20 protein-coding genes and 1 pseudogene are annotated in these 24,601 nt (G+C 72.3%); 9 read left to right on the top strand and 12 right to left on the bottom strand.

Annotated features, from left to right (window positions below; translation table 11 throughout):
* Window positions 1–87: 87 nt before the first annotated feature.
* Window positions 88–828, bottom strand: coding sequence for a class I SAM-dependent methyltransferase (locus AC067U_RS17180; RefSeq protein ID WP_478830503.1), 741 nt, complete (start codon window positions 826–828; stop codon window positions 88–90).
* Window positions 829–1,101: 273 nt separating this feature from the next.
* On the opposite strand from AC067U_RS17180, the gene AC067U_RS17175 reads away from it, so the two are divergent.
* The 6 genes from AC067U_RS17175 to AC067U_RS17150 all read left to right on the top strand — a co-directional run bounded on the left by AC067U_RS17175 (window position 1,102) and on the right by AC067U_RS17150 (window position 10,087).
* Window positions 1,102–1,590, top strand: coding sequence for a hypothetical protein (locus tag AC067U_RS17175; RefSeq protein WP_478830502.1), 489 nt, complete (start codon window positions 1,102–1,104; stop codon window positions 1,588–1,590).
* Between the two features lie 1,050 nt (window positions 1,591–2,640).
* Window positions 2,641–4,533 (top strand): nucleobase:cation symporter-2 family protein, encoded by a 1,893-nt coding sequence (locus AC067U_RS17170; protein WP_478830501.1) that lies wholly within the window; start codon window positions 2,641–2,643, stop codon window positions 4,531–4,533.
* A 71-nt stretch (window positions 4,534–4,604) separates the two neighbouring features.
* Complete coding sequence (locus AC067U_RS17165) at window positions 4,605–5,294, top strand: helix-turn-helix domain-containing protein (protein ID WP_478830500.1); 690 nt, start codon at window positions 4,605–4,607, stop codon at window positions 5,292–5,294.
* Between the two features lie 136 nt (window positions 5,295–5,430).
* Entirely contained in the window at window positions 5,431–5,826 is a 396-nt protein-coding gene (locus AC067U_RS17160) for a nuclear transport factor 2 family protein (protein WP_478830499.1), read from the top strand.
* Between the two features lie 32 nt (window positions 5,827–5,858).
* The gene (locus tag AC067U_RS17155) at window positions 5,859–6,479 is read left to right on the top strand and encodes an L-threonylcarbamoyladenylate synthase (protein ID WP_478830498.1); all 621 of its coding nucleotides are present in this window, start codon (window positions 5,859–5,861) and stop codon (window positions 6,477–6,479) included.
* A gap of 149 nt (window positions 6,480–6,628) precedes the next feature.
* Window positions 6,629–10,087: an amidohydrolase family protein gene (locus tag AC067U_RS17150; protein WP_478830497.1), complete on the top strand. Its 3,459-nt coding sequence runs from the start codon at window positions 6,629–6,631 to the stop codon at window positions 10,085–10,087.
* 33 nt (window positions 10,088–10,120) lie between these two features.
* On the opposite strand, the pseudogene AC067U_RS17145 reads toward AC067U_RS17150, so the two are convergent.
* From AC067U_RS17145 to AC067U_RS17135, 3 genes and pseudogenes are all read right to left on the bottom strand, one after another.
* Window positions 10,121–10,578: pseudogene (locus tag AC067U_RS17145) on the bottom strand (IS5 family transposase); the annotation flags it as partial.
* A 125-nt stretch (window positions 10,579–10,703) separates the two neighbouring features.
* Window positions 10,704–11,456, bottom strand: coding sequence for a class I SAM-dependent methyltransferase (locus tag AC067U_RS17140; RefSeq protein ID WP_478830496.1), 753 nt, complete (start codon window positions 11,454–11,456; stop codon window positions 10,704–10,706).
* Between the two features lie 247 nt (window positions 11,457–11,703).
* Window positions 11,704–12,507, bottom strand: coding sequence for a class I SAM-dependent methyltransferase (locus AC067U_RS17135; RefSeq protein ID WP_478830495.1), 804 nt, complete (start codon window positions 12,505–12,507; stop codon window positions 11,704–11,706).
* A gap of 371 nt (window positions 12,508–12,878) precedes the next feature.
* Here AC067U_RS17135 and AC067U_RS17130 point away from each other — a divergent pair, with 371 nt between their 5' ends.
* The gene (locus tag AC067U_RS17130) at window positions 12,879–14,954 is read left to right on the top strand and encodes an RICIN domain-containing protein (protein WP_478830494.1); all 2,076 of its coding nucleotides are present in this window, start codon (window positions 12,879–12,881) and stop codon (window positions 14,952–14,954) included.
* 198 nt (window positions 14,955–15,152) lie between these two features.
* A complete protein-coding gene (locus AC067U_RS17125; RefSeq protein ID WP_478830493.1) occupies window positions 15,153–15,788 on the top strand; it encodes a hypothetical protein in 636 nt (211 codons plus the stop codon).
* Between the two features lie 130 nt (window positions 15,789–15,918).
* On the opposite strand, the gene AC067U_RS17120 is transcribed toward AC067U_RS17125, so the two are convergent.
* The 8 genes from AC067U_RS17120 to AC067U_RS17085 all read right to left on the bottom strand — a co-directional run bounded on the left by AC067U_RS17120 (window position 15,919) and on the right by AC067U_RS17085 (window position 23,154).
* Entirely contained in the window at window positions 15,919–16,755 is an 837-nt protein-coding gene (locus AC067U_RS17120; protein WP_478830492.1) for a class II glutamine amidotransferase, read from the bottom strand.
* 120 nt (window positions 16,756–16,875) lie between these two features.
* Window positions 16,876–18,114: a cytochrome P450 gene (locus AC067U_RS17115; protein ID WP_478830491.1), complete on the bottom strand. Its 1,239-nt coding sequence runs from the start codon at window positions 18,112–18,114 to the stop codon at window positions 16,876–16,878.
* 27 nt (window positions 18,115–18,141) lie between these two features.
* Window positions 18,142–19,530: an NAD(P)/FAD-dependent oxidoreductase gene (locus AC067U_RS17110; RefSeq protein WP_478830490.1), complete on the bottom strand. Its 1,389-nt coding sequence runs from the start codon at window positions 19,528–19,530 to the stop codon at window positions 18,142–18,144.
* Window positions 19,523–19,774: a ferredoxin gene (locus AC067U_RS17105; RefSeq protein WP_478830609.1), complete on the bottom strand. Its 252-nt coding sequence runs from the start codon at window positions 19,772–19,774 to the stop codon at window positions 19,523–19,525. Before AC067U_RS17105 ends, AC067U_RS17110 begins: the two co-directional genes overlap by 8 nt.
* Before the next feature lie 167 nt (window positions 19,775–19,941).
* Window positions 19,942–20,577, bottom strand: coding sequence for a hypothetical protein (locus AC067U_RS17100; protein WP_478830489.1), 636 nt, complete (start codon window positions 20,575–20,577; stop codon window positions 19,942–19,944).
* Window positions 20,578–20,657: 80 nt separating this feature from the next.
* The gene (locus tag AC067U_RS17095) at window positions 20,658–21,344 is read right to left on the bottom strand and encodes an NADPH-dependent FMN reductase (RefSeq protein WP_478830488.1); all 687 of its coding nucleotides are present in this window, start codon (window positions 21,342–21,344) and stop codon (window positions 20,658–20,660) included.
* Between the two features lie 150 nt (window positions 21,345–21,494).
* Window positions 21,495–22,430 (bottom strand): TauD/TfdA dioxygenase family protein, encoded by a 936-nt coding sequence (locus tag AC067U_RS17090; RefSeq protein WP_478830487.1) that lies wholly within the window; start codon window positions 22,428–22,430, stop codon window positions 21,495–21,497.
* A gap of 217 nt (window positions 22,431–22,647) precedes the next feature.
* Window positions 22,648–23,154: a mycothiol transferase gene (locus AC067U_RS17085; RefSeq protein WP_478830486.1), complete on the bottom strand. Its 507-nt coding sequence runs from the start codon at window positions 23,152–23,154 to the stop codon at window positions 22,648–22,650.
* Window positions 23,155–23,491: 337 nt separating this feature from the next.
* On the opposite strand from AC067U_RS17085, the gene AC067U_RS17080 reads away from it, so the two are divergent.
* Window positions 23,492–24,562 carry a class I SAM-dependent methyltransferase gene (locus AC067U_RS17080; RefSeq protein WP_478830485.1) on the top strand — a complete coding sequence of 357 codons (1,071 nt, stop codon included), beginning with the start codon at window positions 23,492–23,494 and terminating at the stop codon, window positions 24,560–24,562.
* Window positions 24,563–24,601: the final 39 nt, after the last annotated feature.

Genomic DNA, 24,601 nt, shown 5'->3' with positions numbered 1-24,601 from the left:
CATCGTTGACACAACGGGCGCCGCATGCGCCGCCCCTTTAAGGCGTGTCCGGCGAGGGGATGCCTTCACGTCTCGGCACGGCGGAACTTATGGTTTGTGGGTTACCCATAGCAGTTCCGCCGGCCAGCGGTGTGCCCAGTCGGGTGGGTCGGTTTCGTTGTAGCCGTTGGGTGTTCCGAGTTCGGGCCGCGGCTCGATAAGGTCGTCGATGATGAGACCCGCGCCGCGCAGGACCCTGACCCAGTCGCCGTAGGTGAGCTGATAGCTGGTCGCGCCGGCGCCCTCGGCAATGGTGTTCAGCCCGAAGTAGTCCTGCTGCAGCGTCGTGGTCACGCGGCCGGCGGCTTCGTCGTAGCAAGCTTCGAACCATGGGCTGGCGACGTTGAACACCAGGCGCCCACCTCGGCCCAAGACGCGTGCGGCCTGCGGGACGGCCAGGTGCGGGGGCGCCCAGCTGAGGCCACCGAAGTCGCAGAACACCAGGTCGAAGCTCTCGGCGGCGAAGGGGAGTTGTTCGGCGGCGCCTTGCACCAGCGGGTAGCGGGCCGCTCCCATCGCGCGGGCCGCTGCGGCGAGTTGGGCTTCGGACAGGTCGAGCCCGACTACGGTGGCGCCTTCGGCGGCGAGCGCCCTGGACCACTGGCCGGCGCCGCAGCCGAGTTCGAGGACGCGCTTGCCGGTGACGTCGCCCAGGGCGTGCAGGTGCGCGTCGGGGATGGAGTACATGCCCCACAGCCGGGGTGCTGCGCCGATTTGCGGGTCGTGCTCGCGCTGATAGGCGCTGCTGATCTGGTTCCAGAGCCGCCGGTTGGCGGGGATGCTGTCCACATGCCGACTCCAGCACTGCCTGCCGGGAGCGGTCAACATGATGAGGGCACTGGCCGGCCCCTCACCTCAGTCCGGGCCTGGCTCAACCCATGTTCCGCCGGACAGGCCCTAGATAGACACGTTCTACACCCCGGTGCCGTACCGGCGTGCGGACGCGGAAAAGCCCGTCGGCGAGGAGCTGCCCGCTCAGTGGGCGGCCGCCTACTGTTCAACCACCACCCGCCAGGCCAGCACGCCCGACTTCAATCGCACACCAAGTCGTAAGCTCCGGCCGTGATCAGTGACTCCCTGCCTTCCGGCACTACCCACGCCCACGCGTCAGCCATCGACGATCTGATCGCGCGGCCGTTCCCGGAACAAACGGTCCGGCCCGGCCCGGACGGCACATGGGGCGGGCCGGAACACCACTTGGCCGTACTCCGGGAGAGCCATGACTTCTGGGACGACCGGAGCGAGCAGCTCATCGAGACGGCCCAGCGGGAGCTGGAAGCCGATCTCTCCGCGCTGGCGCGAACCCTGACCTCCCGATGGGGCCGCCCGGAGACGGTCGACCTGTGGCCGTACCTCGGCTTCGACGCCCCGGATCCGCAGTACGCGGCTCCCGAGCCGCTCCTCTCCCTGGCCAACGTCGCCGACAGCATGCAGGTGTGGCAGCTGCCGAATTCCGACCGGTGGCTCGCGCTGGCGATCGGTCAGGCCGACCCGGAATTCCCCTTGCAGCTCGTCGCCGCTGTGGGCGTGGCCGCCACCTTCGGGCGCTGACGGCGGACCGGCTTCACATCTCCGCGCGGCAGCCGCCACTGCGTCGGAAGCGCGTAGCGATCATTGGCGGTCTATGTCCGGCCACCGACGGCCTGAATCCGCCGTCGGGCAGGAGCGCGTAGCGATTTGGGGCCCCTGGACCGACCCGAATTACGTACATCTGATCCACTTCCATCCCGCGTCCCGCCCGGAGGGCGGCTGGCCGAGCGGAGCCGCAGCTGATGCCCGCCAACGCCAAACCCAGGCGGCCTCCGTCCCTCCATGCCATCCCCCGGGGGCCGCCCGACAGTCCTTGTCGTTGCGTGACGGTCGTCGGCGTCAAGGGTGGCCCGAAGGGCCATCGGCTTGCCGACGCGACGAAGGAGCGCCCTTGACGCCGGCGGCCGGCACGTAATGACACTGGGACTGACGGGCAGCCCCCGGGCACCTCCCAGATACCGTCCAACCGAAGCCGGCTGCGTTGGGCCCGGCCCGGGGTCCCACGGGGCGATCCCCCATCTCCCCTCCCCACCCCTTCCCGACAGCGTCGATATGCGGCTCCACCTCAGGAAGGCTCCACCTCAGGAGGGCTCCACCCCCGCCCCCTCCAGGGCTCCGCCCGAACGCGAATCCGGGCTTCGCCCCACCCCACCTCAGCCGAGCTCCCGCAGCCCAGCCCGGCCCGGCTCAAAGATCCTGCCCCGCAACAAGAGTGAGCAGTGCGAGGCACTGCGTAGCCGCGACCCCCATTGGCAACGAAATCCGCAGCCAACAGCCCGCCCGGCCATCGATTCCAGAGTTACCGGCGGGTTGCGCTAACCAAATCACAGTTCAGCACTTGCGGAACCCCGGGTTCCTTCGACAGTATCGGCCGCGTTCCGCCTCGACGCCCGGACGCGTACCGGTAATCCCGTGCCGTCATCCTGCCGAGCTGCCTCCTGCCGAGCCGCCTGATCCGCGCGGCCGGCCGCTTGCGCCTTCTTTCGAGGCTTTCCCCCGCCGCGCGACCCTCAAGCCAGTCCCCCTCGCGCGCGCCCCCTCTCATTCACCTACCTCGAAGGCAAGGCAGAGATGGCACCACTGGCCGCGCGCCGGAAAACTCCGGCCGCCCAGCACCCCGTGGACGAGGTGCTCCCCCTTTCCCGGCTCTCGCTCTACGGCTTCCAGCACGTCCTGGCGTTCTACGCCGGCGCAGTCCTGGTACCGATCATCCTCGGCAACAGTCTCGGGCTCTCCCCCCAGGAGCTCGTCTACCTGATCAACGCCGACCTCGTCACCGCCGGCATCGCCACCATCATCCAGGCCTGGGGGTTCTGGCGGATCGGCGCCCGGCTGCCGCTCGTCCAGGGCGCCACCTTCACCGCCGTCTCCCCGATGATCGCCATCGGCCAGGGCGCGGGCGGCGGCACGGCCGGCCTGCTCGTCGTCTACGGCGCGGTGATCACGGGCGGCATCGCCACCTACCTCTTCGCCCCGTTCGTCGGGCGGCTGTCCGCCTACTTCCCCCCGATCGTCACCGGCACCCTCCTCACCGTCATCGGCATCGTCCTGATCCCGGTCGGCCTGCAGGACGTGGGCGGTGGCCCCGACCTGGTCGGCAAACCGGCTTACGGCGACCCCGCCCACGTGACTTACGCGGCCGGCACCCTGGGCCTGATCCTGCTGGTGACCCGGTTCGGCGGACCCTTCCTGCGCAGCGTCGCGGTACTGATCGGCCTGATCGGCGGCACCGCGGTCGCCTGGCTGCTCGGGGACGCCAGCCTGGGCGCGGTCGCGCAGGCGGATTGGCTCGGCATCAGTACCCCCTTCCACTACGGCGTGCCGGAATTCTCCATCTTCCCCATGCTGGCCATGGTCGTGGTCATGATGATCACGATGGTGGAAACCACCGGTGACGTGTACGCCATGGGTGAGATCACCGGGCGCGAGGTGGACGGCGAGACGGTCGGCCGGGCCCTACGCGCGGACGGCCTCGCCACCGTGCTCGGCGGCGTCTTCAACTCCTTCCCCTACGTGGCCTTCGCAGAGAACATCGGCCTGGTGCGGATATCCCGGATCACCAGCCGGTTCGTCGTGGTCGCTGCGGGTGTTTTCATGATCCTCCTGGGCCTGATCCCGAAGGCCGGTGCCGTGGTGGCCTCCGTCCCCCACCCCGTGCTCGGCGGCGCGGCCATCGCGATGTTCGGCATGGTCGCGACGGTCGGCATCCAGATCCTCTCCAAGGTCGACCTCCGGGAGGAACGCAACGCACTCATCCTGGCGGTCAGTCTCGGCGCGGCCATGCTCCCGACCACGGTGGAACCGCTCTTCGAGCGGATGCCCACCGAGGTGCGGGCGGTACTGGGCAGCGGCATCACGCTCGGCAGCCTCACCGCGATCCTCCTGAACCTGTTCTTCCACGCGTTCGCCGACCGACGGACCCGGGAGGACATCGACTGGGCCGGACTCGCCGACCCGGACGCCGACTCCCCCTCCCCGACCCGCGGCGGCCACCAGGACGACGCCGACGGCTGGAACGCCTGGGCCCCGCGCGCCGCCCAACCGGGCGGAACGAAGGGGGCCGGGGAAACCGGCAGCCACTCCTGGTCCACACCGGACGGCCAGGACACCCACGGCAGCCACACGCGCTGGGGCCACGGCGGCCCCCGGAACGACCCGGAACGGGCCGGATGGGCAGGCCGTCTCGGCGGGTACGCAGGAGGCACCAACGGCGGGTACGCCGACGCCGGCGGTCACAGCGGCGAAGCCGTACACGACGGTGAAGCCGGGCCCCACGGTGAAGCCCGATACAGCAGTGAATCCCGATACAGCGGTGAAGCCCGATACGGCGATGAAGCCCGATACGGCGGCGAAGCCGGATACGACGGTGAAGCCGGACACCCAGGCGACACCGGTTACGGAGGCCGTGGCGGCGGCCGCGACAGCCGGGACGGCGGCTGGGAGGGCTCGCCCCCCGCCCGCTGACCCGTCCCCGCCCGCTCTGCCGCGCAGCGCACCGCACCGCTCCGCGGAGCCCCCACCGAGGTGATCCGCCCATGTCCAGACCCCCGTTCTCCCCCGCCGAGGCCAGGGCCGCCCGCCTTCGCGTCGGCATGACGCCCGATCAGGTCGTGGCGTCCATGGCACAGCTGGGCATGGACCGGCCGCCCGAGGCGATCCACGCCTGGGAGTCGGGCACCGTGCCGCCGTCCGAGACCGAACTCTTCGCCCTCGCGGACGCGCTGTGGTGCCCGGTCCAAGCACTCATGGCCCGGGTACCGAGCACCCTTCGCGAACACCGGCTGGCCCGGCAGTTCACCGCCGAGCGGCTCGCGCAGCGCATCGGCATGGACCCGTACGCCTACGCCCGCGCCGAGGCCGAACACCAGTGGCCCGGCAACGACCGCCAGACCCTGCTGCTGGCGGACGCGCTCGGGCTCCGCGTGGACGACCTCCTGGACATCGTCGACCAAGCCGCCGAGCTGGTCTCACTGCTCCACGAGGCGGTCGAGGGCCGCTGGAAGACGTACGTGCCACCACTCGCCGGCCTGGTCCGGGCCGACGAGCGGGCGGTGGCCCAGGCCCTGCGGACCCTGCACCGGGAGTACGCCCTCTTCAACGAGCGCTACATGGGCCATCTGGTCGCCCGCAGCGGGGACGTCCGCCTCAAGGAGATCGCCGTCGAACGCGCCCGGTGGCTGAGGGACCTGCCGGAACGCTTCCGCTCCCTGCTCGGCAGTGCCTGACCACCGACGGCGGGCGGCAGGCAACGGGTGCAGGCAAGGGACGACGGGCCGGGCCACGGGACGGGCGACGCGGCCGCCCGGCAGGCGTCGGGTGCGCCGCGGCGCGCGGCCCGCTCCCACCGGGCAGGATGGCGCCATGACCGATCGGGACGAATTCCTGGCATGGGTCAGGGCCACGCTGTACGAGGCGGAGGTCGCGCTCCACAACGGCGACCCCGCCCCGCGCCGGGAGCTCTGGTCCCGCAGCGAGCCCGTGAGCGTGCTGGGGGCGTGGCGCAACGCCACCGGCCAGGCGGAGCTCGACGAGCTCTTCACCACCCTCGGGCAGACCTTCTCCGACTGCACGTCGTACGCGTTCGAGCTGCTGGCCTGCGACGTGGTGGGCGACATGGCCTACACCGTCGGCTTTGAACACACCTCCGCCTCCGTGGACGGACGGCCGCGCCGCTACACCCTGCGGGCGACCCAGGTGTACCGCCGCGAGGGCGGCGCGTGGCGGGTGGCCCACCGGCACGCCGACACTGTGAGCTGACCGGGTGAAGGGCCGGGGCGTAGGCTCGGCGAATGGCCAAGTACTTCGACCTGCACCCGGACAACCCCCAGCGACGCGCCATCGGGAACGTGGCGGACAGCCTCCGGGACGGCGCGCTCATCGCGTATCCGACGGACTCCTGTTTCGCGCTGGGCTGCCAGCTGGGCAACCGTGACGGGATCGACCGCATCCGGTCGATCCGGGACCTCGACGACCGCCACCACTTCACCCTGATGTGCGAGAACTTCGCACAGCTGGGACGTTTCGTGCACATCGACAACGACGTGTTCCGCGCCGTCAAGGCCTCCACTCCGGGTCCGTACACCTTCATCCTGCGGGCGACCTCGGAGGTGCCCCGCCGGCTGATGCACCCGAAGAAGAAGACGGTCGGGGTCCGGATCCCGGACCATGTGGTGACCCAGGCGCTGCTGGCGGAGCTCGGGGAGCCGCTGCTGTCCAGCACGCTGCTGCTGCCGGGCGAGGAAGAGCCGATGACGCAGGGCTGGGAAATCAAGGAGCGGCTCGACCACGTGGTGGACGCCGTCCTCGACTCCGGCGACTGCGGCACCCGGCCGACCACCGTCATCGACTTCTCCGGCGGCGGCGCGGAGATCGTACGGCGCGGGGCCGGAGACACCACACGATTCGAGTGATTCGACTCATTCGACTCATTCGACCTACGCGACCCATTCGCGTCACTCGGGTGACCGACGGCCGGCCGCCCGTTGCCCGCCCTGCCCCCTGATCGTTCAGGGGCTGACGGACGACGGTGCGGGACGGGCAGCGGGTGGTCGTGGTGCGGATGGGGCGCAGGACTGTACTGAAGGCGGCGTCGGGCGGCGCACTGGCGGCGCTGAGCCTCTCCGGCCGGGCGGCGGCCGACGGCGGCCGGGCCACCGGAAGCGCCCCGGAGGCGGCGGGCGAGGCGAGCGTCCCGGCCGCCGATGGGACCGTCCGGCTCCGCCTCACCGCCGCGACGAACGGCACGGCCACCACCACGGCCTCCGGCGACCGGGTGATCGCCGAGGTGCAGAACATCCTCTGGTCGGTCCCCCGGGACGGTACGGCCGCGACCGCCCTCACCCCGCCGGACCTGGAGCCGTGTCGCCCGGTGTTCTCCCCGGACAGCCGCTGGGTGGCGATGAGCGCCTACCGGGGCGGCGGCTTCCACATCTGGCTCATGCGGCCGGACGGATCGGGGCTGCGCAGGCTGACCGACGGCCCCTTCGACGACCGGGCCCCCGCCTGGTCGCCCGACGGCCGCACCCTCGCCTTCTGTTCGGAGCGCGGCGGCGACCCCGTGGAGGGCGCGCCGTACCGGATCTGGACCGTGGACGTGCGCGACGGCCGACTGCGCCGGCTGACCGGCCTGCCGGGGCAGGAGGGTCCCGGGCAGGACGGCGACTGGGAGGACTACGACCCGGCCTGGTCCGCGGACGGCTCCCGCGTGCTGTTCGTCCGGGGCACCGCCGACGGCGACACCCTCACCGCGCGGACCCTGGCCTCGGTCGCCGCCCCCTCCACTAACGCTCCCACCGCCCCCGCGACCACCGCCACCGCGACCGCGACCGCGACCGCGACACCCGTACGCGTCGAACACACCTCCCCCGAGGGCCGGCTGATGGCCCCGGTCCTCTCTCCGGCCGGCCGTACGGCCTGGCTGTGCGCGCTCCCCGGCCCGCGCCGCGCCGAGACCACGACCCTCGTGGTGGACGGCCGGCGGGTCGCCCTCGACGGTGAACTCGCCCCCGCTCCCCCGCGCTGGATCGGCGAGGACCGGCTGCTGGTGACGCTCGACGGCCGTTTCCGGGAGATCCACCCGCACCGTGAGGGCACCGGCACCGGCACCAGCACCGGCGCGGGCACCAGCACCAGCACCAGCACCAACACCAACACCAACACCAACACCAACACCAACACCAACGGAACCATCACCACCATCACCACCATCACCACCACCCCCGCCCAAGCGGAGATCGCCCTCAACGCCACCCTGAAGCTCCGCCGCCCCCGCCCCCGGGTCAAGGACTACGTCCTGGAGGCGGACCGCACGCTCCCGGTCCACGGCATCCACCAGCCCCGCCTCTCGCCCGACGGCCGCCGGGTTGCCTTCGCCGCGCTCAACTCGCTCTGGACCGTCCCCGTCTCCGGCGGACCCCCGCACCGGATCCTGCGCTGCCCGGAGTCCGCATACGTACAAGGCCCGGTATGGACCCCCGACGGCCGGGGCCTGGTCTACACCGACGACCGGGACGGGCTCAACGCCGTACGCCGCCACGACCTCGCCGGAGGCCCCGGCGTCACGACGGGGACCCAGGACCGTGTCCTGGCCGACGGCGGCAGGGTGTACGGAGTGCTCTCGCCGGACGGCAGCCGGCTGGCCGCTCTCGACCTGGCCGGGCGGCTCCTCGTACGCGATCTCGCGGCCGGCACCGACACCCCGCTCGTCTCCGCGCTCGGCGGCGGGGGCCTGCCCGGGCAGCCCAGCTGGTCCCCGGACGGGCGGTACGTCGCGCTGTGCGACCGGAACCGGCTCAGCCGGCGCTTCCGCGAGGGGTACAACCTGATCCGGATCGTGGACACGCGCACGGGCGCCGACCGCCTCCACGCCCTCGCCCCGCACGCTTCGCTCTCCGACCGGTACGCCGCCGGGCCGGTCTGGTCGCCGGACGGCCGACACCTGGCCTGCGTCAGCGAGTCCGCGCTGTGGCTGCTGCCGGTGGACCCGGACGGCACCCCGAACGGGCCGGCCCGCCGGCTGACCGACGAACCGGCCGACCACCCCTCCTGGTCCGGGGACTCCCGGACCCTGCTCTACCAGTCGGGCGCACGGCTGCGGCTCCTCCCGCTCGCCGCGGACGCCGCCCCCGCCGGGCCGGCGCGCACCGTACCGGTGTCCTTCGGCTACCGGCGGCCGGCGGCCGTGGACACGGTGGTGCGGGCCGGGCTGCTCTGGGACGGCACCGGATCGGCGCCGCGCGCCGACGTCGACGTACTGGTCCGGGACGGCCGGATCACCGCCGTGGAACCGCACCGGAAGTCATCACGCACCCGGCGGGCGGCACGCACCGTGGACGCCTCCGGCGCCACCGTGCTCCCGGGCCTGTGGGACGCGCACGTGCACTCGTACCCGTACACCTACGGAGCCCGGCTCGGCGCGCTGCAGCTGGCCTACGGGGTGACCAACACCGTCTCGTTCGGCGGGTCCGCGCACGAGCAGGCCCGGCTCCGCGAGGACATCCGGGCCGGGCGGCTCACGGCTCCGCGGCTGCTGGCGGGCGGGGAGCTGCTCGACGGGTCCCGGGTGGCGTACACGATGGGCCGCGCGCACCGTACCCGCGAGGGCTTCGCCCGGACGCTGGTCCGGGCCGCGGAGCTGGACTGGGACCTGGTCAAGACGTACGTACGGGCCCCCTACTGGCTGATGGAGGAGGCTGCGGCGTTCGCGCACGAGCGGCTGGGGGTCACGGCGGGCTCGCACCTGTGCGCGGCGGGGATCCAGTCCGGGCAGGACCTGACCACCCATCTGGTGGCCACCGAGCGCGCCGAGTACGGGCACGGCTGCACCCCGGAGAACCACACCCATCAGGACACCGTGGAGCTCTACACCCGGGGCGGTTTCCACCTGGTCGCCACTCCGTTCACGGCATTGCCCCTGCTGGGTGCCGACCCGGAGGCCGCGGCGGACCGGCGGGTCATGGACCTGATGCCGCCCTGGGACGTGACGGCCGTCCAGACGGCCGCGGCGCGGCCGCCGAGCGCGGAGCAGCTGGCACTGCTGGAACGGGAGGTGGCCACGTACCGGCGCGTCCTGCGCGCGGGCGGACTGGTGGCCCTGGGCACCGACGCCCCGCTGGTCCCGGTCGGCCTCCACCTCCACCTGGGCCTGCGCGCCCTCCACCGCTTCGGCCTGAGCCCGGCGGAGGCCCTGACCACCGTCACCCGCACCCCGGCACGGATCTTCGGCGTCGAGGACCACCTCGGCACGGTGGAACAGGGCAAACTGGCCGATCTGACGATCGTCGACGGCGACCCCTTCTCGGACTTCGCCGCCCTGATCCGCACCCGCGCCGTCCTGCGCGCCGGCACGCTCCACGAGCGCACCGCCGTCCAGTCCGCCTTCGCTCCCCACCCCACCGCGCAGCCCGCCTCCGACTCCACCTCCCGGAGCACCCCACGGCACCATCCGGACCCGGCGGAACACTGGCGCCCGGTCCTCGACCAGATGCTCCGCGACGGCTGCTGCCACCCCGGCGCCTAGGCTGTTTCCTTCGGATCAACTCGCTGACCGGATTTAGATGGCGGCGATGTGAAGTCCGGCGAGGTAGATGGTGGCGATCTTGTCGTAGCGAGTGGCCAGGTCGCGCCACTGCTTGAGCTTGTTGATGCACCGCTCAACGGTGTTCCGCTGCTTGTAGGCTGCGCGGTCGCAGTTCGGCGGGCAGCCGCCGCGGCTGCCCAGACGCTTGCGGTTGGCGGCCTGGTCCGCGGGCTGTGGGATAACTGCCCGGATCCCCCGCCGCCGCAGGTGGCGACGGATCGCCCTGGACGAGTATGCCTTGTCGGCCAGCACCGCATCCGGCGTGACCCTTGGGCGCTCAATCCGCCGGGGCACCCTCAAGCGGCCATGACCTGTGCGAATGCGGGTGCGTCACCGGCCTGGCCTGGCGTGAGGACGAAGGCGAGCGGTCGGCAGCTGCCGTCGGCCGCGAGGTGAATCTTGGTAGTCAGTCCGCCCCGGGAGCGTCCGAGGGCATGGCCGGGCGGCTCGCCGGCCGGGGCCCTTCCGCCCGCGCTCGATCCGGATACCGGTTACCGCACCCGGGCGAGGAACAGGTCGCTGAACCGGACCATGTCGATACCGCCGCCGTGGGCGTTCAGGACCTGAGCGTCTCGGCTAGCACCTGTTCGCGCCGGTCGGCGGGGAGGACGCGATAGCGCGAGAGCGAGGCCAGATACCCCGTGTACTCGTCGGTTTCGTAGTGCCGGTCCTGTCGGTACCGGACGGCACGCAGATCCGTGAAGCGGCCGTCGCGACGGCACTCGTCCTCGGGCCAGCCCGGCCGGCCGACCCAGTTGCCGGGCACCTCGCCGTAGGAGGAGGCCAACTCCCCATGCGGTGTGCCGGCGATGCCGTGGCGGCGGTCGACCCCGGCCAGGGCGGCGTGCAGCTCGCCGCCGCGTACGCCGTGGGGGTTCCAGAACAAGGCCACCGCGCCGCCGGGCCCGAGGGCGGCGTGCGCCAGATCCCAGCGCCTCTCCGGATCGGTCCAGTGCCAGGACGTGGCGGCGAAGACCAGGCCGAAGGCGGGGCCGTCCGGCTGCCAGTCCTCGAAAGCGCCCGCATGGACCCGCACTCCCGGACGGTTCACGGTGTTGCGACGCAGCACCTCCGCCATGCGCGGGTCCGGCTCGATGCACACCAGCGGCGTGCCCGCGGCCGCGAACGGCACCGTGGCCTTGCCGGTCCCCGCGCCGACCTCGACCGCCGCACGGTCGCCCAAGGCCGCGTACGCAAGCACATCCGCGACCAGAGCGTCCGCATATCCCGGGCGAGCGGCGTCGTAGAGCTCCGCCACCTCGCCGAACACCCGACTGCGCGCCATGTCGACCTCACCCTGCACGGCCATCCGCCTCCCCCGTCGGCAAGCGGTCAACCTACGAGGCGGACGGAGGTCCCGTCCACATCGCGTCCGGGGCTCGTCCAGGGCTCGTCCAGGGCTCGTCCGGGGCTCGTCCAGGTCGCGCCCGGGTCGCGTCGACATCCCGTCCGGGCCACCTCCACATCGTGTCCGGTTTCCCGTCCGGATCACGTCCACATCGCGTCCGGTTCGCGTCCGGATCGCGTCCACCCGCCCGGTGACCGGTCGGGACCGCTCAGGCGTCGCCCCGCAGGGCGATGGTGACCACCAGCGGCGGATCGGCGCGTTCCGCCTGCCAGGTGTGGTCGCGGAGCAGGGTCTGGTCCGAAGTCACGGTCAGGGCCGGGTCCGGACTCACCGCCAGGGCCGGGTCCGCGGCCAGGGCCAGGGCCTCCTCGACCGTGGGGCGGTGCTGGTCCACGGCCCGGAAACCGGCGCGGGTCAGGAGGGGCGGGAGGGCGCCGACCGGCCAGGCGTGGTTGGCGACCTCCTGCCAGGTGCCGTCGGTGCGCCGGAGGCGGACGGTCAGCGGGTCGCCCGGGCCGTAGGTCGCGCCCGGTTCGCCGATGCGGGTGGAGGCGTACTCCCGGCGGGTGCATTCGGGGTCGGTGGTCAGCAGGACCAGCGGCGCACCGGGCCGCAGCAGCCGCCGGATCTCGGCGAACACGGCGAGGACCGCCTCCTCCGTGGGGAGGGAGGCGAGGACGTGGTTGCACATCACCGCGTCCGCGCAGGCGTCGGGGAGGCCGGGGACCCTGCCGTGCTCGACCAGGTGGTATTCCGCGACCGCGGGGGCCGACGTACGGGCCAGCTCCAGCATTTCGGGGGAGGTGTCCACGCCCAGGACGCGTACGCCGAGCTGTCCGGCCGCGCGGCCGGCCACCTTGCCCGGACCGCACCCGTAGTCGATCAGGACGTCGCCCGGTCGGATCCGCCGGGACAGGGCCCGGAAGACGAACGGGTACCCCAGCAGCCAGTCCGTGGCCGCCTCCACCGCCGCGAAGGCGCGTGCGCCTTCCTGTCCCGACCAGTCGCTCACACCCCCACTATCCGCCCGCCCGACCCGTCCGGGGGTGGTACGACACGGCGTCAATCACCAGCGGTGACCGGGAGAATTCATGAGGTGAGACAAGGGTGAATCTCGTACTGAATTGGCGTCAACAACCGCACACCAATGACTTCCGGATGATTTCGATTCGATAACGACGGCAACCTCAAAAGCCTGGACCAATGACGTTCCACGCGCGTAGTTCCCTTGAAAACAAAGGGAACTGATGATTCATCAGAAACGCTTCGGTAGGTAACGGAATGGATTCTCGACACCGGACTCCGGTTTGTCCGAATTCTCCGGCCTAAAGGTCTGGCAGGCTGCGGCGCACCCAGTCTTCTGACCAAAGAATTGAGGTGCGCATGTCGAGACATCGAAAACTGAGGGAGCATCAGGACCAGCCGCGACGCGGCAGGTTCAAGGGCATCACGGCCGCCGTGGCCGTGGCCGCCGTGGTCGCCGGAGGCTTCGCCTACCAGGCCGGCCTGGCGAACTCCAAGGACGAGACGACGCTCGCCCAGCTCGGGGCGCACTCTGCGGAAATAGCCACCGAGCCGGCCTCCGCGCCGGCCCGGGACAAGGACCCGAAGCCGCTGGACAAGAAGCCGGCCAACGACTCGGCCAAGGGCATGGTCTACGACGGCCTGAAGACCGCCCCCAAGGGCGACAGGTGCGTGGGCGTCTACCGCACGGACGTCGGCCACTGCACGCACGGCCCCGACGAGCCCCCCAAGGGCGTCGACATCAAGAAGGACACCGCGCCGGCCGTGAAGGCCGTGGCCGCGGCGGCCAACCCGGCCGGTCCGGCCGACAAGGACCCGGCCGCCGGCCAGGCCGACGGGCGTACTCAGGACACGCCCGCCGCCGACGCCAAGGCCCCCGGCGACGCCTCCGCTCCGCCCCGCACCCCCTCCGCCGGGCAGAGCGCGGCCGCCGGACCCGCCGGGCAGACCGTCCAGTGCGACGGTGACGGCAGCACCGGCAACCGCGTGCAGGTCGTGTACGTGCACGGCCCCGGCCGCGACCGGTACTCCGAGTACGCCGCATCGTTCCGCAAGTGGGCCGCCGACGCCGACCTGATCTACTCGGCCAGCGCCCAGCAGACCGGCGGCGTCCGCCACATCCGCTACGTGACGGCGGCGGACTGCACCCCGACCGTCCTCAACATCGAGCTCCCGGACTCGGCGCTCTCCGAGTTCAGCGCCACCAACCGGGCGCTGGCCGGCAAGGGTCTGGACCGCCGCGACCGCAAGTACATGATCTTCGCGGACACGCAGGTCTACTGCGGCATCGGCACCTTCAACGGGGACGAGCGGCCCGGCCAGAACAACCTCAGCAACTTCGGCCCCTCCTACGGACGTACGGACACCGGCTGCTGGGGCGGACACACCGCCGCGCACGAACTCGGCCACAACCTCGGCGCGGTCAACAACAGCGCGCCCAACACCAGCCGGGGCGCGCACTGCACGGACGAGTGGGACGTGATGTGCTACTCGGACACCCCGTACTACCCGAAGATGCGGAACGTCTGCACCGACCGGGCGAACGAGAACATCCTCGACTGCAACCACGACGACTACTTCCACACCAATCCCAAAGCGGGCAGCTACCTCGACACCCACTGGAACATCGCGAACAACCAGTTCCTGATGAAGGGCAAGGGCGGCACCGACCCGAATCCGAACCCGAACCCCAGCCCCAAGCCGACGCCGAAGCCCACGCCGTCCCCGACCGCGCCGAAGCCCGGCAGCGGACCGGACGTGACCGTCAGCCAGATCCAGTCGGACTCGGTCGTGGTCAGCTGGCCGCGGGTGAACGGGGCCTCCTGGTACCAGGTGATGTTCAACGGGAAGCACCTGACCTGGCTGCAGGGCACCGCGCTGCGGATCTACAACCTGCGACCGGGCACCTCGTACACGGTGGCGGTCTCGGTACGGGACGCGCAGGGCCGTGACAGCGGTCCGGGCAAGGCGGCCTCCTTCAAGACCGCGGGCGCGGGCACCACCACCGCTCCGAACGCCAAGTACACCCTGGCCAACGGCAGCACCGGGCTCAACGCCGCCGTCTGGGGCGGCCGCAGCGCCGACGGCACGGTCCTGGTCGGCTCGCAGGCCGACGGGTACGCCCCCCAGCAGTGGTTCTTCGACAACGCCGGCAACGGCCTGGTCCGCATCCGCAATGCCGCCTCCGGCAAGTGCCTCCAGCCCGGCGGCACCCCCGGCGCGGGCATGTGGGTGGCCCAGCAGCCCTGCTCGAACGGAGCCACGGCCCAGCAGTGGAAGATGACCGCCAAGGACGGCTCGATGAGCATCACCGACCGCAGCGGCGCCTGGGCGCTGACCGTCAGCGGCCGCCCGTACTACGGGGCCCGGCTGCTGGACCTGCAGCGTGCCGACGGACGCACCGCCCAGCTCTGGGCGGTCCGCAAGGCCGGCTGATTCCCCCGGCCACACGGTGAGAACCGGCGGGCGGGCCGTCCACGGGACGGCCCGCCCGTACACCTCCCCCTGCTTCCCCGCACTTCCCCTCGCTTCCCCTCACCCCCCCACACGCCTCACCTCCCCCTTGCTTCCCTTCACTTCCCCCACACCTCCACTCCCCCCGTACATCCCCCGCACATGCATCGGAGCACTGGCATGCACAGGGCAGTTCCGTACGGACGCACCCGCACGGGCGTCCTCCTCCTCGCGCTGGCCGGCGCCACGGTCCTCGGGACCCCGCTGCCCGCCGCCGCCCACGGCGATGGCCTCAACGTGGTGCTCACCGGGCACCGCGAGGGCCATGTCGTCACCGAGGTGACCTGGGAGAACGACGGTGACCCGGTGGACGAGCAGGTCGCCGCCACGGTCAACGCGGTCAGCCCCGACGGAAGCCACACCGCGGGCCCGTGGAAGCTGGTCCGCGACCCCAGCGGGCCGAAGAACTGGACCACGGCCGAAGCGCTGCCCTCCGGCACCTGGAAGGTGACCGTGGAGGTGGGCTTCCCCGAGCTCGGACGCGCGGAGCGCGAACTCACCGTGAATCCCGCGGGCCCCGTCGCCGGCCCGACCGCAGCGGCATCCGCCCCGCCCGCCGCGCCCGCGTCGCCTCCGCCGCCCGCCTCGCCCCCGGCGTCCCAGGCCGCCCCGTCGGCGGTCGCCGCCGAACCCGCCGGGAACTCCAGGGGAACCTCCCGTCTGCCCGTCACCGCCGCCGCGGCCGCCGCGCTCGCGGTGACCGGCGCCGGCGTGTGGGCCGTCGTACGCCGCACCCGCTCGCGGCGCAGCGCCTGACCGCACGGTCCGGCCACGAGACCGGGCGGGGCCGCCTCCCCCGGCCCCGCCCCCCACTCCTTCGGCCCGGCCGGTCAGACCCGGCCGGGCCAGACCCGGTCAGACCCGGCCAGAACCCGGCCAGGCCCGGCTAGACCGGCTCGGGCACGAACGGCAGGTAGTCCTCCGGCCCGGAGGGGATGACCGCGTAGCTGGCCTCCGGCAGCTCGTTCCAGACGCCCGGCAGGTCACCGAGCGGCTCGGAGACGATCAGGCGGGTCTCGTCGGACACCCCCTGGAGGTATTCCAGCTCGGGGTGGAGCTGCCGAACGGTTTCGGCCTTGCTGCTGTAGAAGAGCGACCGCGACTTCCGGATGCTGGAGTAGCGGAACGCCCACACGCGTGCACCGTCGGAGACCGCCACCGTCATCTGCAGCGGGTGGGGGACGCCGTGTTCCTTGCCGAGCCGCTCCACCAGCCCCGCCATCCGGGCCACCGCGCCGGGCACGTCCTGGTCCAGCCCGTAGGTGACCGCCAGGTAGAACATCACCTCGGAGTCCGTGGAACCCTCCATCGCCGGGAAGATCACCGGGTCCACGGCCATGCACAGGTCCCGGCGCAGCCGGTGGAAGTCCGTGATGGCGCCGTTGTGCATCCACATCCAGCGGCCGTGCCGGAACGGATGGCAGTTGCTCTGCTGGATGGCGGTGCCGGTGGAGGCCCGGACGTGCGCGAAGAACAGCCGGGAGCGGACGTGCGCGGAGAGTTCCACCAGGTTGCGGTTGTTCCAGGCCGGGCCGATGTCCCGGAAGACCGCCGGGGTGCCGTCGCCCTCGGCGCTGTACCAGCCGATGCCGAAGCCGTCGCCGTTGACCGTCTCCACGCCCATGCGGGCACGATGGCTCTGGTTGATCAGCGAGTGTTCCGGACGGTACAGGACCGAGTCCAGCAGGATCGGCGATCCCGAGTAGGCGAGCCAGCGACACATGACGGGCCTTCCCTTCCCCGCCCCCGTACGAGGGTAGCTCCGACCGTGTGCCGGGGGCGTGGGCGGCCCTCGCCGCCCCCTCCCCGGCACCCGAATGGGCTCGTCGGGGACCCGGATGTGCTACGGCCGGATCCCGTCGCACGCGATGCGCAGGTGGCGCGGCCCGCGCAGCACCGCGTTCTGGCGGTACGGCGGCGGGTCCTCCATCAGGCGGGGCTTCTCCAGGCGGCGGGCCAGCTCGCTCAGGGCCAGCTGCGCCTCCAGGCGGGCCAGCGGGGCGCCGAAGCAACTGTGGATGCCGCTGCCCAGGCCGAGGTGCTCGATGTCCTTCCGGTACGGGTCGAACCGCTCGGGATTCTCGAAGCGGGCCGGGTCCCGGTTCCCGGCGGCCAGCATCAGCCACATGGAGGCGCCCTTGGGGATGGTCACCCCCCGGACCTCGATGTCGGTCAGGGTGGTGCGCTGCGGGAGCAGCTGGACCGGCGGCTCGTACCGCAGCATCTCCTCCACCAGGTTGACCGCCAGGCCCGGGTTCTCCCGCAGGTCGCGCAGCACCTCGGGGTGGCGCAGCAGGGTGAGCATGCCGTTGGTGATCAGGTTGACGGTGGTCTCGTGCCCGGCGATGAGCAGCAGGGCGGCGGTGCTGAGCAGCTCGATCGTGGTCATGCTCCCGTCCTCGCTGTGTCCGACGGCGAGTTGCGAGAGCATGTCGGGGCCGGGGTCCTTGCGGCGTTCCTCGATCAGCCCGGCGAGATACATCCCGAGTTCCATCCGGGCGTCCTGCCCGACCTTGGCCCTCTCCTCGGGCGTGGCGTCCGGGTCGGGGTCCAGGCTGGCCGCGAGGGTGTCGGCCCACACGTGGAAGCGCGGTTCGTCCTCCTTGGGCACCCCCAGCAGCCGGCAGATCACCGATACCGGGAAAGGATAGGAGACCTGCTCGACGAGGTCGAAGTTGCCCGGGTCCTCGACGCCGTCCACCAAGCCCTTGAAGATCGCGTCGAGTTCGCCGCGCATCTCCTCGACGCGCTTGGGGGAGTGCGGCGGCCCGAACGGCCGGTTGGTCATCCGGCGCAGCCGGTCGTGTTCGGGCGGGTCCAGCTTGAGGAAGCTGGGCGGCAGGGTGGTGGGCTCCTCCTCCTCGCCGGCCAGCGGGTCGCCCGCGAGGGCGGCCAGGTTGCGGGAGTCGGAGCTGATCCGCGGGTCGTGCAGGAGGCCGATGATGTCGTGGTAGTGGCTGATCGCGTACGGCCCGCCGTCCATGTGGTGGACGGGCGTCTTCCGCAGTTCCTCGTACAGCGGGTACGGGTTGGGGCGGCTCGCCGGATCGAGGATGCGGCGCAGGATGTCTTGCTCGGTCATGGACGGCTCCTCCGGAGGCCTGGCAGGTCAGCGGCCGGGACGGAAGTGGATGCGTTTGTCGGCCGGGGAGTACCCGCTGACGGTGACGGTCGGGCCGTGCGTGGGCACCGAGGGGTCGGGGAAGTCGGCGGGCACCGGGTGCCGGCCGTCGGCGCGCCGGTCCACGGTGTCGAACGGAGGCGGGAAGGGCGCCGTGGCCTCGATCTGCTTCTCGTAGAAGGGCAGCCAGCGGGCGTTGTCGAAGGTGACGGCGGCGATGATCCGGCCCTGGTACCCGTAGACGCCGGTGAAGCGGCGCTCGTCCAGCGAACCCTGGGTGATCATGATCTCGGTGCCCATGGGGGGCACTCCCACGGACTTGATGTTCACCCCGAACTGGGTGGACCAGAAGGCCGGCACCCAGATGTGGGGGCGCCGGTCGGCGCTCTCGCTGAGCATGTTGTGGGCGGCGATCTCCGCCTGGGAGACGGCGTTGCCCCAGTGTTCCAGGGAGAGGAACTGGTAGCCGAACAAGGGGTGCGGGGACCGGGCCACGTCGCCGGCGACGTAGATGTCGTCGGTGACGATGCCGCGGAAGTCGAAGGCCCGGCAGCCGGCGTCGCAGGCGATGCCGCGGGGGCCCGCGCCGAGGCCGGAGCCGTCCAGCCAGGCGGTGTTCCGGACGGCGCCGAGCGAGACGACGACCACGTCGGCCTCGACCGTGGTGTTGTCGGACAGGTGGGCGGTCCGGACCCGGCCGGTGCTGTCGCCCTCCAGTCCGGTGACCATCACCCCGGTGCGCAGGTCGACGCCGTTCTCCCGCTGGAGGGCGGCCGCGACCTCGCCGATCACCCCGCCGAGGGCGCCGACCAGCGGGGCGGAGGCGCGTTCGGCGACGGTGACCTCGATGCCGCGCTCGCGGCAGGCCGAGGCGATCTCGGAGCCGGTGAACCCGGCTCCGATCACCAGGACCCGGCGGGGTCCTTCGGCGAACCTGCGGGCGAGGACGGCGGCCTCGTCGCGGCCGCGCAGGGTGAACACGCCGTCGAGGGCGGCCTCCGCCGGGTTCGGCCAGGGCCGGGCGTGGACGCCGGTGGTGATCAGCAGCCGGTCGTACGGGACTTCGTCGCCGCCGGCCAGTCGGACCGTACGGGCCGCCATGTCCAGGCGGGTGGCAGCTTCGCCGAGCCGCCATCGTGCGTCGACGGCGCGGCGGCGGGGCAGTGCGGTGTGCTCGGCGGCACTGCGGCCGAGCAGGACCTGCTTGGACAGCGGCGGGCGGTCGTAGGGCTCGTAGGGCTCGTCGCCGATCATGGTGAGCGTGCCCTTGAAGCCCTTCTCGCGGAGGGTCTCCGCGGCGCGCAGTCCGGCCAGCGAAGCGCCGACGATCACGATCCGGCCGTCGCGCTTGAGCTGGTCCAGGGCGGTGTCAGCCATCGGACGCCTCCTCGGCGGCCGGCCGGTCCGTGGCGGACGGGTCCGCCGCCAGGTCCAGTTCGTCCACGAGGATGGCCTGGACCGGACAGGCTGCCGCGGCCTGCTTCACGCGGGCCCGCTGTGCTTCCTCGGCCTGGGGGTCGTAGAGCAGTCCCTCGTCGCCGTGCATCGCGAAGACGTCGGGTGCGAGGAACGCGCACTGCGCGTAGCCCTGGCAGCGGTTGAGATCGACGACAAGCCTCAGCAAGGTTCGGTCCTTTCGTGGCCCCGGGCTTCCCCCGACCAGCGTGGTCCCCCGGGGCGGCCGGGGCGCGGCGGGTGGCCCGTCGGAGTGATGTGCGGGTCGACGTGATGGGCGGGTCGACGTGATGGGCGGGTCGGCGTGATGGGCGGGTCGGCGTGATGGGCGGGTCAGGCGGTCCGCCGCCGGGCGGTCCCGAGGATGTTCAGGCTGACGATCAGCGCCCAGCCGGGGAAGACGAGCTCCAGCCAGGGCACGGAGGAACCCGCCACCAGCAGCACCAGGGACACCAGGTAGCCGAGGGCGATGAGCGGGCGCGGCATCACCCGGAGCCGGCGGCCGGTGGCGGACGCGGAGAGGACGAAGACGGCGGCCATCCGCAGGGCGTAGGTGCTGAGCAGGGCGTGTGCGTAGCCACGGCCGAACTCCGAGCTGACGTCGGAGTTCAGGACGGTGCCGACGGCCGCCGCGGAGGCGAAGAGCATGGCGGCGAACAGCAGTCCGCTGCCCAGGAAGACCGTGGCGACGAACCGGTCCTCGGCCTCGCCCGTGTGCATGCGGACGGCACCGATGAACCACAGGAAGGCGATGCCGGCGAACGGGATGATCTGCAGCGACCAGCTCAGGGTCTGCCGTTGGCCCCCGTCGAGCGGGACCTCGCCGGTGACGCCGTGCGGCAGGGCGATCCGGGAGAGCACGATCGCGGCGGCCATCAGCAGGGAGAAGACGATGCCGGCCACGCCCGCGGCCCGTGGGGTGGTCAGGAAGTCGTCTCCGGGGGTCGTCCCCGGTGCGCTCTGGCTCATGCCTCCAGCAAGCCGCGCCCGGGGGTGGCGTGCCCCGTGGGCGCGGCCGGGCGGGTGACGTGCACCGGCGAGGGGCGGCGTCAGTCCTGGGCGCGTGCGGTGACGGGGGCGTCCGTGCGGTCGCCCAGGAACTCGTACCAGCGGTGCCGCAGGCAGAGGTAACGGGTGTCGGCCTCGACCAGGTCGAGGAAGGACTCGATGGTGGCGGCCAGGCGTTCGCCCAGGCCCTCGTCGGTCAACGTGCCGTCCTCGGCGAACGCCTGGTGGGCCATGGCCAGGCTGAACATGTCCGGGTAGACGCGGGCGCCGAGGTGTTCCAGCGGGACGCGCAGCGCCCACAGGCCCCGGTTGCCGCCCACCATGGACGGGGACGCCGAGACGAGCAGGGCTTGCTTGTCCTTGAAGGGCTGGGGGCGGAACCGGGACACCCAGTCGACGGCGTTCTTCAGGACGCCGGGGACGGAGGCGTTGTACTCGGGTGAGGCGATGACCACGGCCTGGGCCGCCTCCAGCCGGTCGCGCAGGGCGACGGCGCCGGGCGGCTGTCCGCTCTCCGCCTCGAAGTCCCCGTCGTAGGGGGGCATGGCGAACTCGCCGAGGGTGGCCAGGTCCGCAGTGGCTCCCGCCCGCTCGACCAGTCCGGCGACGAGCGCGGCGAGCATGCCGTTGACGGAGCCGCCGCGGGAGGAGGCGGAGAGCACCAGCACGCGCAGGGAGGCGCGGGGTTCGCCGACCGCGCCGGGGGCTCCGTCGGGCTGGGTGGCCATGGTGTCTCCCTTGCCGTACACCCGGTTACAACCGGTTGCGCCTTGTTCTTCCGGTACATCCGGTTCTGCGGTCCGAGCGTGGCACAGGCGCGGGCGCGGACGGCCGCTGACGCGCCGGGACTCGGGCACGGGAGAGGGAGGCTGCGGCGGCTACCAGTGGCGTGGCTCCGGGCCGGTGACCGGCTCGGAGGGTTTGCCGTCCACGCCGATCGGGACCTCCCCGGCGAGCATCACCCGGTGCATGATCCGGGGATGGTCCAGGTGGGCGGTGTCGCCCGGGGCGAGGTGGATGGTGGCGCGGTTGTCCCAGAAGGCCACGCTGCCCGGTTCCCAGCGGAACCGGACGGTGTACTCGGGGCGGGTGGCGTGGTCGAGCAGCAGCTCCAGGAGCGGGCCGCTCTCGGTGCGGCTGAGGTCCTGGATCTGCTCCACGTAGTAGCCGTTGACGAACAGCAGCCGTTCGCCGGTCTCGGGGTGCACCCGGACCAGCGGGTGCACGGTGGCGGTCTGGTGGGCCAGGAGGTGGCGTACGTAGGCGTCCTCACCGGGCCGGGGCTGGTAGCCGACGCCCAGGCGGTGTTCGGCGCGGAGGGTGTCGACGAAGGCGCGCAGCGGTGCGGAGAGCCCGGCGTAGGCGGCGGCCAGGTTGGCCCAGGTCGTGTCGCCGCCGTACGGCGGGACGGTCTCGGCGCGCAGGATGGTGGCGGCCGGCGGGTCGATACGGGCCCCGTGGTCGCAGTGCCAGCCCCGGCGGAGGGTGTGGCGGCGGCGGGCCAGCCATTCGGCGTGGTCCATGCCGAAGCGGCCTCCGAGTTCCAGCCGGTCGGCGGTGGTCTCCACCTCGGGGAATCCGGGCGGTGAGGCGCTGCCGCGGGAGCCGGGGGCGATGGGTTCGCCGAACCGGCGGGCCAGGGCGATGTGCGCGGCGTGGTCCAGGTACTGGTCCCGGAAGAAGAGCACCTTCCAGCGGTGCAGTGCGGTCCGGACCGCCTCGACGGTGTCGTCGGCCAGGGGTGCGGCGAGGTCGACTCCGGAGATCTCGGCGCCGATGTGGCCGGCGGCCGGTTTCACCTCGATGTGTGCCATGCGGGACTCCTTCGGTTTTCTGGGCCCGGCGGATTTCCGGTCCCAGGATGGACGCGCCGACCGCGTCGGCCGAAGGAGAGTCCGGGCATTGGCTCGAAATACCGCGGCCACGTGGCCGATACGCCGACCGTCGTCCCGCCGCCCCGTCGTCCCGCCCCCCGGCGTCCCGCCGCCCCGGCGTCCCGCCGCCCCGCTCCCCCCGGTGCCCGCGTGCGGGTCACGCGGATGCGAGCAGGCCCCGGACGAACGCGGCCTGGCCGGCGTGCTGGAGGTCGTCGGAAAGGACGCTGACCAGACGGACCGCGACGGTGACCGGCGGGTCCCAGCGGGTGTCGATGACCCGGTCGAGGTCGGTGGCGGGCAGGCCGCCCAGGTAGGCGGTCGTGTGCGCGTGCACCGCGTCGAGGTAGCCGAGCAACTGCTCGGCGGAGACCTTGACCGCCGCCACCTGGCGGGCGGTGTGCCCGTAGCCGGTGGCCTCCGGAGGGAACGGCAGGTCGAAGCCGGTGGCGAAGCCCTCGGCGAGCCATGCCTGCTGGCGTCCGGCGAGTTCGGAGACGTGGTCGTCCTGAATCCGGGTCAGGTGCCAGACCAGCCAGCCGATGGAGTTGGCCCGCGCGCCGACGCGGGCGTGGAGCTGTTCCGCGGCGAGGCCCTCCACGGCCTCGTGCACCACGTCGTGGACGCGCTGGAATCCGTCGGTCAGAACGAGGGTGGCCTTCATGTGCCCAGCTTGCCCGTTCCCCCGGCGGGCGGGCGGCAGCCGACGCCCGGTGTCCCGTGGTGTCCAGTGCGGTTCCGTGCGGTTCCGTGCGGTTCCGTGCGGTTCCGTGCGGTTCCGTGCGGTTCCGTGCAGTTCCGTGCTGTTGCGTGGCGTCTCCCCGTCCCCCCGCGCGGCGTGTCCCGCGCGGCGTGTCCCGCGAGGTCGCCCCCGGGGGTGGACTTCGCGCGGCTGCCGTGGTGGCGGGCGGGCGGGGCGGTGCCCGGGTGGTTGGTTGGGGCTCCGGCCCGGTCTCCACGGCCGCTCCGAGCCGGTTCGAGATCAGATGGGGAGGTCCAGGATGGCAACGCCGCCGAAACCGGACGAGGCGAAGGTCGAAGCCTTCATGGAGAAGGCCCTCGGAGACCTCAGCGGGACCATGGCCGCCGGTCTCTGCGCCCTCGGCGACCGGCTCGGGCTGTTCCGCAGCCTGGCCGGCGACGGCCCGGCCACCAGTGCGGAGCTGGCCGGCCGGCTGGGCCTGGAGGAGCGCTACGTACGGGAGTGGCTGCGCGGCCTGACCGCTTCCGGCTACCTGGTGGAGGTGGAGGGCGGGAGGTTCTTCCTGCCGGCCGAGCACGTCCCCGTGCTGGCCGACGACTCGGGGCCGCTGTTCCTGGGCGGCGTCTACCAGATGCTGCCGGGGCTGTGGGCACCGTACGAGCGGCTGGCGGAGGCGTTCCGGGCGGGCGGCGGGGTCCGGCAGGAGGAGTACCCGCCGTCGCTGTGGGACGGCATGAGCCGGTTCACCGGCAGCTGGTTCGAGACGGTGATGATCGACGAGTGGCTCGCCACGTTCCCCCACGTGGTCGAGCGGCTGGAGCGGGGCATCGAGGTCGCGGACGTCGGCTGCGGGGCCGGGCGGGCGCTGATCGTGCTCGCGCGGGCGTTCCCCCGCTCCCGGTTCACCGGGTTCGACCATTTCCCCGCGCAGATCGAACGGGCCCGCGCCAACGCGGAGCGGGCGGGCGTGACGGACCGGGTGTCCTTCGAGACGGCGGACGCGGGCCTGGGGCTGCCCGGCCGGTACGACCTGATCACCACCTTCGACGTGATCCACGACGCGGCGGAGCCGGAGCGGATCCTCTCCGCCGTCCGCGGCGCGCTCCGGGACGACGGCGACTACCTGATGCTGGAGATCAACTCCCGGGACCGGCCGGAGGAGAACACCGGGCCGGTGGCCTCGGTGATGTACGGGTTCAGCGTCTTCTACTGCATGACCACCTCGCTCGCGGTCGACGGTGCGGCGCTCGGGACCTGCGGGCTGCCGGAGTCCACGGTGCGCGAGCTGTGCACCGCTACCGGGTTCGGCGAGGTCGTCCGGTCGACGAAGGAGGACCCCTTCAACGCGCTCTACGACATCCGGCCTTAACGCCGGACCCGGGGTGGCGCGGGACACGGCGGGTGTCAG

Source organism: Streptomyces sp. NPDC043853 (genome assembly GCF_056436025.1).
The sequence above is the reverse complement of the archived record's forward strand: the minus strand, read 5'-3'. Positions and strand labels throughout refer to the sequence as shown.